At 49.0% G+C, this 18,788-nt stretch carries 11 protein-coding genes; all 11 read right to left on the bottom strand.

The window, feature by feature from the left end:
* Positions 1 to 158 precede the first annotated feature (158 nt).
* Positions 159 to 1,229: a chemotaxis response regulator protein-glutamate methylesterase gene (locus tag E6Q52_RS00310; RefSeq protein ID WP_292817228.1), complete on the bottom strand. Its 1,071-nt coding sequence runs from the start codon at positions 1,227 to 1,229 to the stop codon at positions 159 to 161.
* Positions 1,230 to 1,255: 26 nt separating this feature from the next.
* Positions 1,256 to 1,864, bottom strand: a complete 609-nt coding sequence (cheD, locus tag E6Q52_RS00305) for a chemoreceptor glutamine deamidase CheD (RefSeq protein WP_194741957.1) — start codon at positions 1,862 to 1,864, stop codon at positions 1,256 to 1,258.
* On the bottom strand, positions 1,861 to 2,760 hold the full coding sequence (locus tag E6Q52_RS00300) for a CheR family methyltransferase (protein ID WP_292817225.1): 900 nt from the start codon (positions 2,758 to 2,760) through the stop codon (positions 1,861 to 1,863). Before E6Q52_RS00300 ends, cheD begins: the two co-directional genes overlap by 4 nt.
* 45 nt (positions 2,761 to 2,805) lie before the next feature.
* Positions 2,806 to 3,513 (bottom strand): formaldehyde-activating enzyme, encoded by a 708-nt coding sequence (gene fae, locus E6Q52_RS00295; protein WP_194741955.1) that lies wholly within the window; start codon positions 3,511 to 3,513, stop codon positions 2,806 to 2,808.
* A gap of 53 nt (positions 3,514 to 3,566) precedes the next feature.
* Complete coding sequence (locus E6Q52_RS00290) at positions 3,567 to 6,179, bottom strand: methyl-accepting chemotaxis protein (protein WP_292817221.1); 2,613 nt, start codon at positions 6,177 to 6,179, stop codon at positions 3,567 to 3,569.
* 274 nt (positions 6,180 to 6,453) lie between these two features.
* The gene (locus tag E6Q52_RS00285) at positions 6,454 to 9,147 is read right to left on the bottom strand and encodes a methyl-accepting chemotaxis protein (RefSeq protein ID WP_292817219.1); all 2,694 of its coding nucleotides are present in this window, start codon (positions 9,145 to 9,147) and stop codon (positions 6,454 to 6,456) included.
* A 212-nt stretch (positions 9,148 to 9,359) separates the two neighbouring features.
* Complete coding sequence (locus tag E6Q52_RS00280) at positions 9,360 to 9,584, bottom strand: hypothetical protein (protein WP_019882307.1); 225 nt, start codon at positions 9,582 to 9,584, stop codon at positions 9,360 to 9,362.
* Between the two features lie 168 nt (positions 9,585 to 9,752).
* Entirely contained in the window at positions 9,753 to 12,779 is a 3,027-nt protein-coding gene (locus tag E6Q52_RS00275) for a methyl-accepting chemotaxis protein (protein WP_292817217.1), read from the bottom strand.
* A 367-nt stretch (positions 12,780 to 13,146) separates the two neighbouring features.
* The gene (locus E6Q52_RS00270) at positions 13,147 to 15,768 is read right to left on the bottom strand and encodes a methyl-accepting chemotaxis protein (protein WP_292817215.1); all 2,622 of its coding nucleotides are present in this window, start codon (positions 15,766 to 15,768) and stop codon (positions 13,147 to 13,149) included.
* A 92-nt stretch (positions 15,769 to 15,860) separates the two neighbouring features.
* Positions 15,861 to 16,376 (bottom strand): chemotaxis protein CheW, encoded by a 516-nt coding sequence (locus tag E6Q52_RS00265; protein ID WP_292817213.1) that lies wholly within the window; start codon positions 16,374 to 16,376, stop codon positions 15,861 to 15,863.
* A gap of 12 nt (positions 16,377 to 16,388) precedes the next feature.
* Positions 16,389 to 18,776: a chemotaxis protein CheW gene (locus tag E6Q52_RS00260; RefSeq protein ID WP_292817211.1), complete on the bottom strand. Its 2,388-nt coding sequence runs from the start codon at positions 18,774 to 18,776 to the stop codon at positions 16,389 to 16,391.
* Between the last annotated feature and the right edge of the window lie 12 nt (positions 18,777 to 18,788).

The following is an 18,788-nucleotide window of genomic DNA, read 5'->3' as shown; positions in this document are numbered from 1 at the left end:
GTGGAAAAGTCGTCCACTACCAGAAATTTTGTATTAGGGTTGCCCATTTGTTACTCCACTATCATTAGTTACCTATCCCGTAGCGTTGATTATCTGATAAATGACGCACAATGCTATTGTCGATAAAACCGGGATTTGTCTGTTTGTTCACCACTACGTTACACACGCAGGGCACGTTCACTATTAGTAGCTAAATAATGCAGCACCATACGCGGCAGGTCTTTAAGATGCCCTACCTCATGGACGCCACCATGTGCGACCGCTTCGCGCGGCATGCCATATACGACACAGCTCTCTTCATTTTGCGAGAAATTATAAGCGCCGGCATTCTTCATGCGCAGCATGCCCGCCGCGCCGTCTTTGCCCATGCCGGTGAGGATAATCCCCACCGCGTTTTTACCCGCATTCAAAGCTGCAGAATCAAACAATACATCGACTGATGGCTTATGTCTATTGACTGGCTCACTGTCTGATAACTTGGTCACATAGTTAGCGCCACTCCTGCCCAGCAGCAAATGCTTGTCGCCTGGTGCAATATAAGCATGCCCTGGCAACACCCGCTCGCCATCCACCGCCTCTTTTACCGCAATCTTGCACAAAGTGTTCAAGCGCTCGGCAAAAGACTTGGTAAAGCCGGCTGGCATATGTTGAGTAATCAGAATCCCTGGGCAGTCGGATGGCATTTGCATCAACACTGATTTAATCGCCTCGGTACCGCCGGTTGACGCGCCAATAATCAGCAACTTTTCACTACTAATCAATGGGTTACGAATCGCATTCTGCTGTACCTGAGTGTTAGACGCCTTGGCAATACTTTGCAAGGTACTGACTTTAGCTCTGGAAGCGGTGCGAATTTTGTCGGTGATTTCATCAGCATACTGCTGCATGCCCTGCGAAATGCCCATTTTAGGCTTGGTCACAAAATCTGTCGCACCCAACTCTAATGCGCGCAAGGTAATCTCTGAGCCTTTTTCAGTCAGCGTAGACACCATCAGCACCGGCATCGGCCGCAAGCGCATGAGTTTTTCCAGAAAATCCAGGCCATCCATGCGCGGCATTTCCACATCCAGCGTCAGCACATCCGGGTTCAACTGTTTGATCATCTCCCGGGCGACCAGCGGATCCGGTGCGGTGCCCACCACTTCAAGGTCTTTGGTGTCATTGATAATCTCACTCAGTAGGCTGCGTATCAGCGCCGAATCGTCAATGACGAGTACTTTTGTTTTCATGGCTTGTCCTCTTTTTTAATTATTATTTAAAACAAATCAATATCCCCACCCACATCGTTGGTCTGCAACTTGCTAGAGTAAGCTTGTTCGCGTTTGACCAATGTGTAGTTGTTCAGTTGTTTCAGCTTTTTAACCAAGACCTTGCCGGTTTTTGGAAAAAAATAGACCTTACGTGGATAAATATCCAGTAAGTCTTCACCCGTGACTTTAATGCCCTCATCTTTCAGGTATTTTTTGACGAACGCCGCATTACGGTCACCGACGTTGTTGGTGGTAAAGCTGCGCAATACATTGCCACCGCCAAAAATCTTTGCTTCCAGATTTTCACGTTTGGCACCATTGCGCAATAACTGGTTAATCAGCACTTCCATGGCATACGTGCCATAGCGCATCGATTCTGACACCGGGCTATCTTTATCTGCTGCCGCCCCATCGGGTAGCATAAAGTGATTCATACCGCCAATCCCCGTGCGGCTATCACGGATGCAGGCAGACACGCACGAACCAAGCACCGTGACAATCAGCATGTCTTTATCCGTGTAGTAATACTCCCCTGGTGATATTTTGGCGGCGTTTGTGTTAAACGTCCTGTCAAAATACAGGGTGGTTGAAATTTCTTCTTGCATGACACTCATGTCGATTTCCGATGCGTAAACAGGCTGGAACGTGCCGCGCCACTGGTTTTTAATTTATAGACGGTTTTTCCTAAGAGTTGCAGGTGATCGGACACATACAAAAAGTTTTCTGAGTGTCCGGCCAGCAACAAGCTGTCTTCATGCATTAAGGTGACAAATTTATCAATAATCTTGCCTTGTGTCGGCTTGTCAAAATAAATCATGACATTGCGACAAAAAATCACATCAAAGCCGTCGTGAAATGGCCATTGTGTATCGAGCAAATTGAGCTGATGAAAGTGAATCAATTCACGCAGGGCTTTTTTCATACGCACCAGACCATCATGCTTGCCGGTGCCGCGCTCAAAAAATTTGCGTACTCTGGCATCATCCATTTTTTTGACGCGATCCAGCGGGTAAACCCCGGCCGCGGCCGTTGTCAGCACATTGGTATCAATGTCAGTGGCAATAATTTCAACTGGCGGTTTGAGGGTGTTAAACGCTTCGCAGGCCGTCATGGCGATCGAATATGGTTCTTCGCCGGTCGAGGCCGCTGAACACCAGATACGGATGGGTTTGGCAGGCTTGCGTGCCGCTAGCTTGCTCAAATGTTCAGCTAATATCGGAAAGTGATGTTCTTCCCGAAAAAATGAGGTCAGATTCGTGGTCAGCGCATTGGTAAATGCCTGCCACTCATCTGCATTGTTATTATTTTCCAACGTGTCCAGATACTGTTTGAAGCTGAGCATATCCAGTGCGCGTAACCGCCGACCAATACGGCTGTACACCATATCGGTCTTTGCATCGGATAATGAAATGCCTGCATGGCGATAAATCAGGCTTTTAATTCTGACGAAATCATCGCGCGTAAACAAAAACTCGCGCGCTTCCTGTTCTTGTTTTTTCAATGCACTCACTTCGTTATCCTATGCAAATCCGTTGGCTAAACATTGGCTAAAAAATTAAGCCTTTGTGGTATCGATACGATCTTTCATTTGTGCAATGGCCAATTCAATCTGTTTTTCTTCCTTGGCTTTGGCTTCAGCACTGGTGCGTGCATACTTGCTGCGCTCTTGCATTTGTGAGATGGCTAATGCGGCTGCCTGGTCATCTGCACGGCGGTTTTGCGCCTCTGGCGTTTGCGCGGCAAATGGGTGCAACGCTTCTTTGTATTGTTTCACCACATCAGCGGCTTTAGGCTCACGGGCAATCGCGGCTTTAATCGCCATTTTAGTTGCGCGATAGTTCCAGTCCTGAATACGGTCATCCATGTCTGCTTTGCTGTCGATAAATACGCCAACACAGATAAACACGTCATCAGCTTCTTCCAATGGGATGGTGCCATCAGCCACGCAATCCATCACAGCCATGGCAACGCCACGTTGTGCCGGGCCAAACATTTGTGTTGCCTGGCGACCATCTTTAATGGTCACTTTGTTAAACATCACTGTGTTTGGTTTTACCATCATGTTTGGCGCTGCAATCGCCAATAAACCGTTTACCCCTTGTTTTTGGTCGGTGAGCGTACGACAAAATGCGTCTTCTGCAGCGCTACCGCGTGGGCCCATAATTAAGTCAATGTGCGCCACATTTTTCAAATCCAAGCCACCCTCTGGGCGCTCTTCAATCACTAAACCTTCACCAATTAACACTCGATCAATCACAGCCATTTTTTTAACTCCTGATAAAAAGTACTACTTATTAAAGGGCAATTACTTTTGCCCTAACCGTTGCTGACCTGACGATATCCTTCGTCCCAGCCTGCATTTCCTGATTTGTGGCCGGGCACGGTTGCATGCCCATCCACAATAAATACACCTACCGCGGTTGCCAGTTCATTGGCATGATCCATCAGCGATTCAGCTGCTGCGGCCGCCTGTTCTACCAACGCAGTATTCTGTTGTGTTACATCATCCATGCGAATCACCGCATCATTGACCAAGGCAATGCCAGCGCTTTGCTCGTTGGAGGCGGATGCAATTTCACCAATAATGACACTGACGCGTTTTACAGAATCCACAATTTCATGCATGGTGTTGCCGGCTTCTTCTACCTGGCGACTACCCTCTGCGGTTTTGTTAACGGAGTCAGTGATTAACTCTTTAATTTCACGCGCAGCCACTGACGAACGCTGAGCCAAATTGCCCACTTCGTTTGCCACCACCGCAAAGCCTCGACCCTGCTCACCGGCACGTGCTGCCTCTACGGCGGCATTTAAGGCCAGAATATTGGTCTGGAAAGCAATGCTGTCGATGACAGAAATAATGTCTTCAATCTTGTGCGCGCTTTCGTTGATATCACTCATGGTGCTCACCACGGCATTGACCACTTCACCGCCTTTGACCGCAACTTCTGAGGCTTGCGCCGCAAGATGATTAGCCTGTTTGGCATTATCGGCATTCTGTTTCACGGTCGAAGCCAGTTGATCCATGCTGGAAGCCGTTTTTTCGAGGTTAGCCGCCTGGTCTTCAGTGCGGCGACTTAAGTCAGCATTGCCTTGCGCGATTTCCTTGGCGGCAATATTGATTGATTCAGCAGCAGTTTTCACGGTCAGCACTGGCTCGACGATCATATCCAGCGTCTGATTCATGCCCTCAACAATCTTGCGATAGTCGCCAGGATGTTTTGCAGCATTGGCGCGCACCGTCACACGGCCTTCACGGGCCGCTTCTGCCAGCATTTGCGCATCTGCATTCAAGGCTTTCAAATTGCTGCGCACTTGCTCAATGGTTTGATTGATTTTTGCTTTTTGGCCTGGAAACTGTTCCAGCGGCGCGTCAAAGTTACCATCGCCAAACGCCTGCACACAGGCCATGGCTTTCTGGTTGAGTGCGATATGGCCAGCCACGATATTGTTGATGCTGGTTGCCAGCAACGAGAATTGGCCTTTAAACATATCGGCACGTAAGGTCATGTCGATATTGCCTTTTTCATGCTCGGCATTGACCCAGTTCACTGAGTCGACAATGCCTTTGAGGTTGCCGCGAATGCGATCTACGCTCTTGTTCATGGCCGCTTTTTGGCCAGGCATGGCTTCTAGCTGAACCGTCAGGTCACCGCGGCCGATATTGTCCATCACCGCAATAAACTTCTCGGTGTCGCTGACGTAGGCAGTCACCATCTGGTTCACGCCTTGCGCCACGGCTTTAAAATCACCATCAAACTGGCTGATATCCAGCAATGCATCAATGTCTCCTTGTGCATGTGCCGCAGAAACCTGCGCCATATCAGAAATCAGTGTTTTGACGTTATCCTTCAAGCTGTCAAAACTGACATTCAAAGCATTTAAATCCCCAGGCAAGGTCTCCAGCTGGGCGCTAAAATCACCGTGCCCCAGCAACTGCATGGAGTCACTGGTTTTGCGCAGGATATCGGCATGCATCTTGAGCATGCGATTAATCTCTTGCGCCATATTGAAATACTCGCCACTGAACTTGCTAACATCAATCATGGCCTTGATATTGCCTTTGGCATGTTCAGCGACAACATCCGTCATTTGCTGATCTAGCGTGCGTAATGTCGCCTTGGCCTGGTTTAAGGCCTGAATCACATTATCATCGCTATTGCCTTGCGACACTACATTGCTGCTAAAGTCACCGCTGGCGATCCCTTTGGCCGCTTCCAGCGCTTCGTAAGTTTCACCACCTATATTGCGTCTGATCGCTGCAATCAATAAAGAGCCTACGCCGATACTGAAAAGAATCAAGCCAATATTCAGGCCATAATTAATCCAGTCGTTCTGGTTAATCAACACTGGCGTTTGCTGCTCGATACGTAAGGCACCATCGCTTGCCAGTTTGACCACATCGTCAACCACCAGTCTATGCTTTTGATAGGCTGCCTGCAATCTCTCGAGGGCTTGATCAATTTGTTTTTTATCTCCACTGCGGATCGCGGGAATCACCTCGTTATCACGCACGTTAAAGAACGCATTACCGCTCTCGAATAGCGGACCAGTCACTGTGTTTTTCAGGGCTGATTCTGGCAACTGCGTTTGCCAGTAATGGTGACGTTCTTCAAACGATTTTTTTAGTGTGTTGCCTTTATCTACCAGCACTTGCAAGGATTGATGATTTAAAGACACCATTTCCAGCACAGTGAGCCAGGATTCAATCAGGTATTCAGGGGGAGGTAATACATCAGCAATTAAATCCTTGTGATTCACAATTTGCTGATAATGTGAGCCTTGTATCGCTAGTTCACGATCGCCTAAATTATCCAGGTAACTGGTCGTGACAATCCCACCACCAAGCACAGCCAGCATTAAGCCCAACTGTGATTTCAGTGTCATACGAGAGAGTTTTCCCGCCAATGTATTTAACGATGGTGAGGACATGCTTGCCACTCCTTAATTGATTCCAAATCCCGGTAATTGGCCTGTTTATCTTGTTTGTCAGCCTATGTTGATGATTATTCAACATTCAAGCCCGAATTGAATTGCCTGTAAAAAGGGGAATCTCGGCTCTTTTGCAGTAATTGCAACCCTAAAGAAATTTAAAGGCTCGTCATGGCCAGGTTGGCTTTTTACAAGGCTTGGCAGCGATGTGCGTGACCGATTGTCAACAAAAAACCGGCTGCATCAACAGCCGGTTTTTGTGGTTCACTTCCCGTTAAAACTCTTCCCAATCACTATCATCGGTGCCTGTTCTGGCCGATATCTTGGGCGCAGGGCTGGCCTGTGGTTTGGGTGCCGCCACAGGTCGTCCTGATGATGCACTGCTGAAACTGCTGGATACTGGGGGTGGCGCAGGCTTATGAGTATTGACTTTCAAGCCGCTGGATTGACTGCTTTGTCCAAAGCCACCGCCGACACGGCCTTCCAATTTAAACTGGCTAATCGCGTCTGCCAACTGATTGGCTTGATCCACCAGAGACTCAGCCGCCGCTGCCGCCTCTTCTACCAAGGCCGCGTTTTGTTGCGTGGTTTCGTCCATGCTGGTCACAGCCTGGTTCACCTGATCAATACCCGTGGTCTGCTCAGTAGACGCCGCAGAGATCTCACTGATGATGTCTGCTACACGTTGCACTGAAGAAACGACTTCTTCCATGGTATTACCGGCATTTTCGACCAGCTTGGTGCCTTCTGTGGTTTTATTCACTGAGTCAGTAATCAGCTCTTTGATCTCTTTGGCCGCGCTGGCTGAACGTTGTGCCAGGTTACGTACTTCACCCGCCACCACCGCAAAGCCTCTGCCCTGCTCACCTGCACGCGCGGCTTCTACCGCTGCGTTCAAGGCCAGAATGTTGGTTTGGAACGCAATGCCATCAATGACAGAAATAATGTCTTCGATCTTTTTAGCGCTTTCGTTAATGGCACTCATGGTGGCAACCACTTCATTGACGACTTCGCCGCCCTTCACTGCCACACCTGAAGCTGTCAGTGCCAGTTGGTTCGCCTGTTTGGCGTTCTCAGCGTTCTGTTTCACTGTGGATGCTAACTCTTCCATGCTCGCCGCAGTTTGCTCCAGGCTAGAGGCCTGTTGCTCGGTGCGGGCAGACAAATCAGAGTTTCCGCTGGAGATTTCATTCGCGGCAGTGGTAATCGTTTCTACCGCTTCGGTTACAGCAATAATCGGTTCTACGATCATATCCAGCGTGTTGTTCACACCCTCAATAATCTTGCGGAAATCACCATTGTGTTTATCCACATCGGCACGCACGGTAATGCGGCCTTCTTTAGACGCTTCTGCCAGCATGCTGGTGTCAGCCACCAACGCATTAACGGCTTCAATGCTGGTATTCAGGTTGGTAATAATCTGGCTGTAATCGCCTGGATAATGCTCAGAAATAGTCGCTGGAATATGGCCTTTGGCGATATTATCCAGATATTCTGAGGTCACTGTCAGCGGTTTCACCACAGCATCCAGGGTGCCATTGAGGCCTTCAATCACTTTACGGAAATCACCATTATGCAGATGGGTATCGGCACGGGTAGACAATTGACCGTTCTGTGCCGCTTGGGCCAGTTTATTGGCATCAGCCACCAGTGCGTTCACCGCCGCAATACAAGTATTGAGGTTGTTAATGATCAAGCTGTAATCGCCAGGGTATTGCTCTTGAATGCTGGCTGGAATCACACCTTTAGCAATGTTATCCAGGTAGCTTGAGGTCACATTCAATGGTTTTACCACAGCATCCAGTGTGCTATTCATCCCTTCAACAATCGCACGGAAGTCGCCTTGATGTTTGCTTGCATCGGCACGGGCAGACAAATTCCCCTCGACCGCAGCGTGTGCCAGTTGATCAGCATCGCTCACCAGACGCTTGATATTGCTGCGTACTTGCTCAATCGCTTCATTTACAAACGCTTTTTTGCCTGGGAACTGCTCCAGCGGCACATCCAGATTGCCTTCACCAAACGCTTTGACGACTTCAATCGCACTGCGGTTCATCGCAATGTGGCCAGCCACCATTTTGTTGATGCCTGCGGCCATCTCGGAATAACCACCCTTAAAGCGTGTTTGGTCAACGGTGCAGTCGATATCACCTTCATCGTGTTGCTGGCTGACATAATTCAGTGATTGCACCAGACCATCCAGGGTACGTTGCAGCACACGAATAGAGTAAGCCACGCTGGATTTGTCATCTTCTGGCAAGGTAATTTTCTGATTCAGATTGCCTTCCACAAAATTGCGGGCAATCACCGTTAACTCAGCAGGTTCCATGCCCAATTGCTTGAACATATTACGTTTGATAAACACACCAATCGACACCACCACAGCTAATGCAGCGAGCGCAATGCCAATCAGCATAAAGAGTGCGCTTTGCTTAACAACGGCCGCTTGCGTCGCACTGTCTTTGGCCAGCTTGTTGTTGAATAGTCTGTGCTCGCGGATGGCTTTTTGTACTCCCTCGATCACCGCCTGGTTCGCCAACAAGGCATCTCTCGCCTCTGTTTTCTTGTTAGAGAGCGACAAGGTCAGGGTGTTACTGCCCAACACGTCATAAGCTTTGATCGCCTCATAGTCTTTAGCCAGCAACTGTTTATCCTGCGCGTCGCTGATAAAACTATCATAGCGCTTGAGGGCAGCCATCAATTTGCCATGCGTCTCAGCGACTTCTTTTTCGATGAGCTGCATTTTACTGTTATCTGTGTTCAGCATATGCTGCCAAATCAGGCTGTTGAGTTTTTCAAACTCACCCAAGGTGTCGTCGAGGATTTCAATGCTCGGCGCCGCCATTTCATTGGCAAAATTGGTATATTTAAATACCCGGTCAGTTTGGAAATAACTCACTCCCGCCAGCAGGAACAACCCCAAAGCTGCGACGGTAATCAGAATGTACATTCTCTTAGCAACACTCATAATCTAGACTCCTAAATCCGTTTTTGATCTCTATAGCCATTTTGGCTTTCTTATATTTTCGGCTAATACCCTGGCAAGCTAAACCGTAATAAACACCGTTTTCGCCTCTTTGTTTTCGCTCAAGTTTTTACTTTTACTGCCGAGGACACATGATGAAAACTCATAAAAAATCCCCCTAAAAACAGGGGGATTCTCTGTCGGAAAAAAGTCGATTATTTCTTCGCTTTTGAAGCGTCAGCAACTTCTACTTTTTTCTTGGCAGCACCGGCCTCTGCAACTGCGTCGCCTTTCATGTGTGAAGAAGTCAGTTCAGCACTGCCTTCTTCATAACAAACGCGACCCATCATCGAAACGGTACATACTTCAGCGGCGAAGATTGGTGCCGAGAAAGCGGATAACGCAACGATAGTCAGGGCTGTGTTCAAAGTTTTTTTCATAAAGTCTCCATACGATTTAACAAGAAGTAACAGTGGTTATTCTTTACCACTTAGTTACTTTTACGACAGGCGCAGCTTATTCTTTAGCCATAAACAGCGGTTTTAACACTTTAGTTACAATAAAAAAGCCGACTGTTTAACAGTCGGCTTTTTCTGGATCAATCCGGGCTAAAATTCCTCCCAATCGCCATCATTGGTACCTGTTTTCTTAAAGGTACTGGTCATGGCAGGTCTCGCTGCAGGCGGGGCATGGCCACCACCTGATAAAACTCTGGATAATTGATTAATCGCAGCATGCGTCTCTTTCGATCGTCTGGAGAAATCACCGCCTAGCAAGAACTTGGCTTTATCGAGATTTTTCGCCGCCACCGACTCGACAATCTCACCGACACTCTGGTGAAAATGGGCGTGCGCATCTTTCAAGTCTCTGTATTCCTTGCGATGGCTATGCTGCTTGCCTTCGCCATATATCCACTTACCCAGGTCGCATTTATGGTCACTGGCTGCATCAGCATGATTGATAGTCTCTTTGTGCCGCCCGTTCATATAATCAACCAGGCGTGCTTTCCAGTGGTCATGCGCTTTGCTGGCCTCATCCAAAGAGAACTTTTTTGTGACGGCTCCTCCCTGGGTACCGGGAAAACGCGTCACTGGTCTGGCCGGTGCCTGGTAATGCTGGGCGCTGCTTCTTGAATGTCCACTTGCCACACGGCCTTCCAGTTTAAACTGACTGATCGCGGCAGTCAGTTGATTGGCTTGGTCGACCAAGGACTCAGCTGCTGCTGCTGCCTCTTCCACCAAGGCCGCGTTTTGTTGCGTGGTTTCATCCATGCTGGTCACGGCCTGGTTCACCTGGTCAATGCCGGTGGTCTGCTCAGTAGACGCAGCTGAGATCTCACTGATGATGTCTGCCACGCGCTGCACGGAGGAAACCACTTCTTCCATGGTGTTACCCGCGTTTTCGACCAGCTTGGTGCCTTCTGTGGTTTTATTCACAGAGTCAGTAATCAGCTCTTTAATCTCTTTCGCTGCACTGGCTGAGCGTTGTGCCAAGTTGCGCACTTCACCCGCTACCACCGCAAAGCCTCTGCCCTGCTCTCCTGCACGCGCCGCCTCTACCGCCGCGTTCAAGGCCAGAATGTTGGTCTGGAAGGCAATGCCATCGATGACAGAAATAATGTCTTCAATCTTTTTCGCACTTTCGTTAATGGCACTCATGGTGGCCACCACTTCATTCACCACTTCGCCCCCTTTCACCGCTACACCAGAAGCTGTCAAGGCCAACTGATTCGCCTGTTTGGCGTTCTCAGCGTTCTGTTTCACTGTAGAGGCTAACTCTTCCATGCTTGCTGCAGTTTGCTCCAGGCTAGAGGCCTGTTGCTCGGTACGCGCAGACAAGTCAGAGTTACCGCTGGAGATTTCATTCGCGGCCGTGGTAATCGTTTCAACCGCTTCTGACACCGCCATAATCGGTTCGACAATCAGATCCAGCGTATTGTTAATGCCCTGGATGATATCGCTGAAACCACCCGGATGGCGGCTGGCATCAGCGCGAACAGTAATACGACCTTCTTTTGCAGCATCCGCCAGCATCAAGGTATCGTCGTTCAAGGCCTTGAGGTTGCTACGAATCTGCTCAATAGCGACGTTAATAAAGGCTTTCTTGCGTGGGAACTGCTCTAAAGGCATATCAAAATTACCTTCACCCAAGCCACTCACACAAGCAATCGCTTTTTTCTTGGTATTGATATGTTCTTCAACCATGTCATTCACACCTTCAGCCATCACACGGTAGGCACCCTCGAACTTAGCCGCGTTAATGCGCACGTCGATTTCACCAATATCGTGCTCGGAACTCATGTGTGTCATTTCTGAAATCAGTGTATTAATCGCATCGATACACTGATTCAGGTTGTTTTTAATGGTATTGAAGTCACCATTGTAGTGTTCACTGATTTTGGCTGGAATCTCGCCTTTTGAGATATCGGCAATATAACGGGCGGTCATGTTTAGTGGCGTAATCAGCGCGTCCAACGTGTTATTCATGCCTTGCACAATGGTGCGGAAATCACCATGGTACTTGCTGGCATCCGCACGTGCAGACAAATTGCCCTCAACTGCACCATGCGCCAAGGCATCCACATCGGCGACCAAGGCCTTGATATTGGTTCTGACTTGTTCGATCGCTTCATTCACAAAGGCTTTTTTGCCTGGGAATTTCTGCAGTGGGACATCCAGATTACCTTCGCCAAACGCTTTTACCACCTCAATTGCACTGCGGTTCATCGCAATGTGGCCAGCCACCATTTTATTGATGCCTGCCGCCATGTCAGAGTAACCGCCTTTAAAGCGCGCTTGGTCCACGTGGCAGTCAATATCGCCTTCGTCATGCTGTTGGCTGACGTAATTCAGTGATTGTACCAAGCCATCCAGCGTGCGTTGCAGACTGACAATAGAGTAGGCAACGCTGGATTTATCGTTATCGGCCAAAGCAATTTTCTGGTTCAGGTTCCCCTCTACCAGATTGTGCGCAATCTGCGCCAGATCTGCTGGCTCAACGCCAAGTTGTGCACGTAAACGTTTAGTAATGAGCATACCGAAAGCCACGATCACAGCCAGGCACAGCAAAGCAATGCCACACGACTGCCACACAGCAAGCTGTTTGATGCTGGCGGCGTTGGCGGCCATCTCCAAGCTGGTTTTCTGGTTGAACAGCATATGCTCATCCATTTTGTCAGCCACTTCAAGTGCCAGCTTGTCTGCTTGTTTTAAAGCGTCCGTCGCTTCTGGGGCGCCGATATCTGACAAACGCAACACATCAGCCATTTGCACAAAATAGCGGTTCAGCAGTTCTTTTTCAGCTGAAAGTAATGCCTGGTCTTGTGTACCAGAAACCAACCCCTGATAATGCGTCAGCGCTTCTTCAACAACCGCTTTACGGTCCTGAATTTGACCAGCCAATTTTTCTTTCTCGGCCGGCGTGGTCGCACTGACGTGGCGCAACACATTCAGGCGCAATTTTTGATAGTAGTTTTGCGCTTTGGACAGTTCAAGAATACTGGGGATAGTATTCACGTTGGCTTGATTGGTCGTGTCATAGACTTTAACGATTTCGTTTAAAGTGACCCCGATCAGAACCACCATCGCTAACGCGCAAGTGGCAATCAAAAGATACATGCGTTTTGCAATTGTCATCATGGATTCCTAAATTAAATTACAGCTAACAATATTGATACAAACATTACTTTTTCACCCTCTGATTATGTCAAAAACAGTTCAAACGATATGTCGGAATAAAACAGGAAATCACGGTCCTATTCATGGTTACAGCAGACATAAAAAAACCGACTTTCGTCGGTTTGTAAATGGGACTGCATGGGCATCATGGTTCATCGCGAAAGACACCCTTTATTAAAAAATATCCGTTATAAGGGATAACCAATCACTGCCGATGCCCACAACAAAAAGCCTTCAACCAGGGCACTTACCACTTTCAGAAAGACATTTGTCATGGGCTTTTCCTCTCACAGAAACAAGCAGACAGGTTAATCACATCATTCGGTTAAAACTCTTCCCACTCGGTATCATCCGTACCGGTTTTGGCGGACTTGGCTGGCTGATAACTGTTTGCATGACTCTGTGCGGCGGCTGGTTTAGGTTTGCTGACAGGGGCTGCCGGACGGCTGGCAACCGCAACTCGGGCTGGTGCAGCGCGTTTAGCTTGCGTAGGGCCGCCACTCACTTTAAATCTGTTGACCGTATCCATCAGGTTAGACGCCTGCTCTACCAGTGATTCAGCAGCGGCTGCCGCTTCTTCGACCAGGGCCGCATTTTGCTGGGTGACTTCATCCATATGGTTCACCGCATCGTTGACCTGATTAATGCCTGAGCTTTGCTCGGCAGAAGCCGCCGTAATTTCGCTCATGATATCGGTGACACGTTGGACCGAAGTCACCACTTCATGCATGGTTTCACCGGCGGTTTCCACCAGTTTGGTACCGTCAGCTGTTTTATTTACAGAGTCGGTAATCAACTCTTTAATCTCTTTCGCAGCACTGGCTGAACGTTGTGCCAGGTTACGCACTTCACCTGCCACCACCGCAAAACCTCTACCCTGCTCGCCAGCACGCGCCGCTTCTACCGCCGCGTTCAAGGCCAGAATATTGGTCTGGAAGGCAATGCCGTCAATCACAGAAATAATGTCTTCAATTTTGCGGGCACTTTCATTAATGGCGCTCATGGTTGTCACCACATTACCGACCACCTCACCACCACGAATCGCCACTTGCGATGCCGCTTCAGCCATTTGATTGGCCTGACGTGCATTTTCAGCGTTTTGTTTCACGGTTGAGGCCAGTTGCTCCATGCTGGACGCGGTTTCTTCCAGATTAGAAGCCTGTTGCTCCGTGCGGCTTGACAAATCGTTGTTACCACTGGAAATCTCGTGTGCTGCCGTGTTAATCGTCTCACCGGCTTCGCGCACATTCACCAGAATATCATTCATGATATCCAGCAATTGGTTGATCGAATTCATGGTCTCAACCGCGGTGCCTTTGGCAATCGAGGTGTCCAATCGGAAAGTCACGTCACCTTCGACGGCCAATTTCAAGGCCTGGCTGATCTGGTTTTCAACACGTTTTTCTTGGGTTTGATCTACCCACTCAATCACGGTGCCCAGTCTTTCGCCATCGCTCTCAAAAATCGGGTTAGCCGTCAAGCGGAAGAACATATCGCCCACGCCAATTTCAGTTTGGTGTTTACCGGTCAGGCCACCAAGCAAATTGCGTTGGTGCGATGGGTTTTTATGAAACACATCATAGTTCTGGCCGATCAGTTTTTCAGCATCAAAGTGCGGGAACAACTGTTTGAATGTTTTGCTGGATTCGCGCATCAAATCGAGTGCTGCCGGGTTCATATAAGTAATAAACCCGTCTTTGTCCGCCATCATCAAGCTATTAGAGGAGGCATCGAGTGCGTTTTTAATCATGGTCGCTTCGCGCGCCTTGGCCTTTTGCGCCTGATCAGCCAATACCGCTGGAGTAATATCTGTAGCGAATTTCACCACTTTGACCGGCTTGCCGTCCAAGCCCAAGATAGGGTTGTAAGACGCTTGCAGGTAAATATCTTTACCCTGTTTGCCATAGCGGTGATAGACGCCGACATCGGCCTCACCGCGGCTTAATTTGGCCCAAAAGTCCTTGTATTCCTGGCTGGCCTTATAACGCGCACTCACAAACATACTGTGATGCTTGCCTAGTACTTCATCCAGGGTGTACCCGGTTAATGCCAAAAAATTCTGATTCGCGGCCAACACATTGCCGTGGATATCGAACTCAGTGACCGCTTGTGATAGATTAATCGCCGCGACTTGACCTTGAAAGTTAAGTTGTTTTTGTTTTTCTTCAGTGATGCAATATGAATAGACTTTGACTTTGGAGACCGTGCCATCCGCGCCCATAATAGGCACGTAACTGGTGCTAAACCAGAACTCACTGCCGTTTTTAGCCACGCGGCAGATTTCCAGCTTGGCATTCTCGCCTTTACTCAACTTCTGCCAAAGTTGCTTGTATTCAGCACTTTGCGCCGTATTTTCTTTTAAAAACATCGAAATATGCTTGCCAACCACTTCGCTGTGTTGATACCCCAGTGGTTTCAGGAACACCTCGTTGCAAGTCAGAATATGGCCTTGCAGATCACACTCCATCACACCAAACGATTGGTTTAAAGCATTTTCTTCTTCTTGCAGCGTCAGATTACGCTTTTTATCTGCCGTAATATCGGTCAGATAAGCCACCACTTTGCGCAACTGCGCACCTTGCATTACAGGCGCGTAATAGCCCTGAAACCAAGTCTCTGCGCCCTCTTTGTTGATCAGCTTAAAGCTGCCCACTTGTGACTTGCCGCCTTGCAAGGCATTCCAGAACTGCTCGTAGTCCGGCTTAGCCGCCTCTTCGCGCGCCAATAACGTGCGATGGTGTTGACCAAGCAACTCCTTGGCACTGTAGCCTAATGAGGCACACAAGTTGTCATTAACGTGGCTGATATCACCCTTGGCGCTCAGCTCAATAATGGCTCTAGCTTTGCTGATCTCAGTCTTCAGTGCGCTAAATTCCGCTACTTGATCTAGAGTGTTCCTATAATCCCGAGTCCCTGCCGCCAGCTTGTTCACGATGGTAGAAAACATAATGTTTATCCTTGAAAAAGTATCTCTATGTAAGAGTCATCGTGCTTATGTTGATTGCTGTTGTGCACGTTTTTATAGTTTTGTTTAATTAATTAATGTACTGCTGCTTCCATCAACTGCATCTCATCGCTGGTCATCAACTTATCAATGTCTACCAGGATCAGCATTTCTTGCTCAATGGTGGCCAGGCCGACGATATATTTGGTGTCAATGCGCGTCACCAGTGAGGGCACTTCGCGCAAATGTTCTTCACGCAACTCACGCACATCAGACACGCCATCGACCACAATGCCGACGATGCGGCCGTTGAGGTTGAGAATAATCACCACGGTGAATTCGTTGTATTCCACCTTGCCCAGATTAAACTTGATGCGCAGATCAACAATCGGCACGATCTTGCCGCGCAGGTTAATCACGCCTTTAATAAAGGACGGCATGTTAGCGATTTGGGTCACCGCGTCGTAACCGCGAATTTCCTGCACCTTGAGAATCTCGATGCCGTATTGTTCGCTGCCCAAAACAAAGGTCAGGTATTCACCGGCGGCTGTTTTCAGGCCGTTGCCTGCGTTGCCGCTTGAGGAGTTGCTCATTTCTGTACTTGTGCTCATTGCATGTGCTCCTTATGCATTGATGGTATTTTGTGAAGTTAAATAGTTCTGGTTGGAAAATGCCATGCCACCCGTCACATAATTTGTGGTTTGCCCCATTTGGATAATGGCGGGCACATCCAGAATCAATGCCACCGACCCGTCGCCCATAATGGTGGCGCCAGAGACGCCAGGAATACGCTTGAAGTTGGTTTCCAGGCTCTTAATCACTACTTGCTGCTGGCCCACTAAACGGTCGACAAACAAGGCAGATTTCTTGCCATCGGCTTCGAGGATCAATAACACACCGTCCGTCGGGGTGGTGATCTGGGTCGGATGATTAAACAAGGCATGCAAGGCGATAATCGGTAAATATTCACCACGCACATGCACCATCAGGCCCTCGCCAGTGACTGTTTTCAGGTCTTCGGCACGTGGCTGCAATGTTTCCACAATCAGGTTCAAAGGCACCACATACACACTCTTGCCTAGGGACACAGACATACCGTCCAGAATTGCTAGCGTGAGTGGCAATGAAATCGAAATGGTGGTGCCATAGCCAAGCGCGGAGCGAATCTCAATATGACCGCCCATGGAGGTAATATTCCGTTTCACCACGTCCATGCCGACACCACGGCCAGACACATCAGTCACCACTTCTGCGGTGGAGAAGCCTGGGGCAAAGATCAGACTAAACACTTCGTTATCTGTCATGCTTTCATTGACAGGCAAGCCGTTTGAAGCTGCTTTAGCCAGAATCCGGTCGCGGTTCAAGCCGCCACCATCATCGGTCACTTCAATCACAATACTGCCGCCTTTGTGCGCTGCAGACAGGGTTAACGTACCACTCTCTGGTTTGCCCATCTCGCGGCGGACTTCCGGTTTTTCAATGCCGTGGTCCACACTGTTACGCACCAGGTGCGTCAATGGATCGACAATCCGTTCAATCAAACTCTTATCCAGTTCAGTGGTTGCACCGCTGGTGACAAATTCAACTTTCTTGCCCAACTTGCCCGCCAGGTCACGCACCATGCGTGGAAAGCGCGAGAACACAAAGTCCATTGGCATCATACGAATCGACATCACAGACTCTTGCAAGTCACGCGTGTTACGGGTTAGCTGGCTAACACTATTAATCAAGGCTTCGTTATCGACCGGGTCAAGCGCATTCACACGCTGCTCAATCATGGCTTGTGTAATCACCAACTCGCCAACCAGGTTAATTAACTGGTCAACTTTCTCAATGCCGACACGAATAGAGGTGCTTTCAGCACTTTGTGCGGCTGCAACAGGCTTGTCGCCTTCACGACGGCCTTGTTGCTGACGACGTTCTTCTTGCGGTGCGGCAGCTACAGGGGTAGCAGCGGCTTCTGCCTTGGCTTTTGCCATGGCAGCGGCGGCATTATCATCGCCAATCATTTGCGCCTTAGGCGCATCTGGATGCGGCTTAAACGGCGCAAAGAAACCATAGCCCTCTTCCTGCTGTTCTTCACCATTGCTAGCGAACAGGCCGTAGCCCATTTCTTCAGCTACTTTTACTTTGCCATCATCAGCTTTAGCATCCGTTGTAACGATCGGATCATCATTAAAGAAACCATAACCAAGATCTGCTTCTGCAGCAGCTGGCGCAGCTTCTACTGGCGCGGCAGCAGGTGCCGTTTCCACGGCTGCTGTAGGCGCGTCACTGGCAGTGTCACCTGCCACTTGAATCACCAGGGCATCAGTGTCCACAATAAATGAACAGATAGACACAATGTCATCAGCACTGGAGTCCGTTTTAACCAGCAAGGCATAAACATTTTCACTGCGTTGATATTCGGCAACTTCGCCCAACAACGCCAATTCATCTTTGAGGTTAGCCAAGTCTTTTTCAGTGACGGTGGGTAGACCTACGTCATACAGCGTCATGCCCTTGGCTTTTTCGTCGGCCGTGATCGTTAACGCAGGTTTTGCCATAGCCACTGTTGGCGCTGCGGTACTAGGCGCCGTTTCAGCGACGGCAGCTGGTGCCGCCTCAGCAAGCTCGGCGATTTTGCCTTCTGACAGTGATTTAAGCATCATGGCGACATCACTCACTTGCTCAGCATTGACGTCAGAACCATGGCGGTGGCCATCCACCTGCATCTTGATCACATCTTTGGCGGCCAAAAACGCATCCACATGCTCGGTGGTTAACGCCATCTCGTTTTTACGGATTTTGTCGAGCAGGTTTTCCAGCACATGCGTGATTTCTGTCATGTCCATAAAACCAAACGTCGCAGCACCGCCCTTAATCGAGTGTGCCGCTCTAAAAATAGCGTTTAACTGCTCAACATCGGGCGATTCCACATCGATACTCAGCAAGAGATGCTCTGCCTCAGCTAACAACTCCTCGGCTTCGTCAAAGAACACCTCATAAAACTGGCTCATATCCACTGTCATTGTTTACTCCAG

This window comes from Methylophilus sp. (assembly GCF_008015755.1).
Classification (GTDB): domain Bacteria; phylum Pseudomonadota; class Gammaproteobacteria; order Burkholderiales; family Methylophilaceae; genus Methylophilus.
Note: the sequence above shows the minus strand (reverse complement) of the source record. Positions and strands in the feature narration are given on the sequence as shown.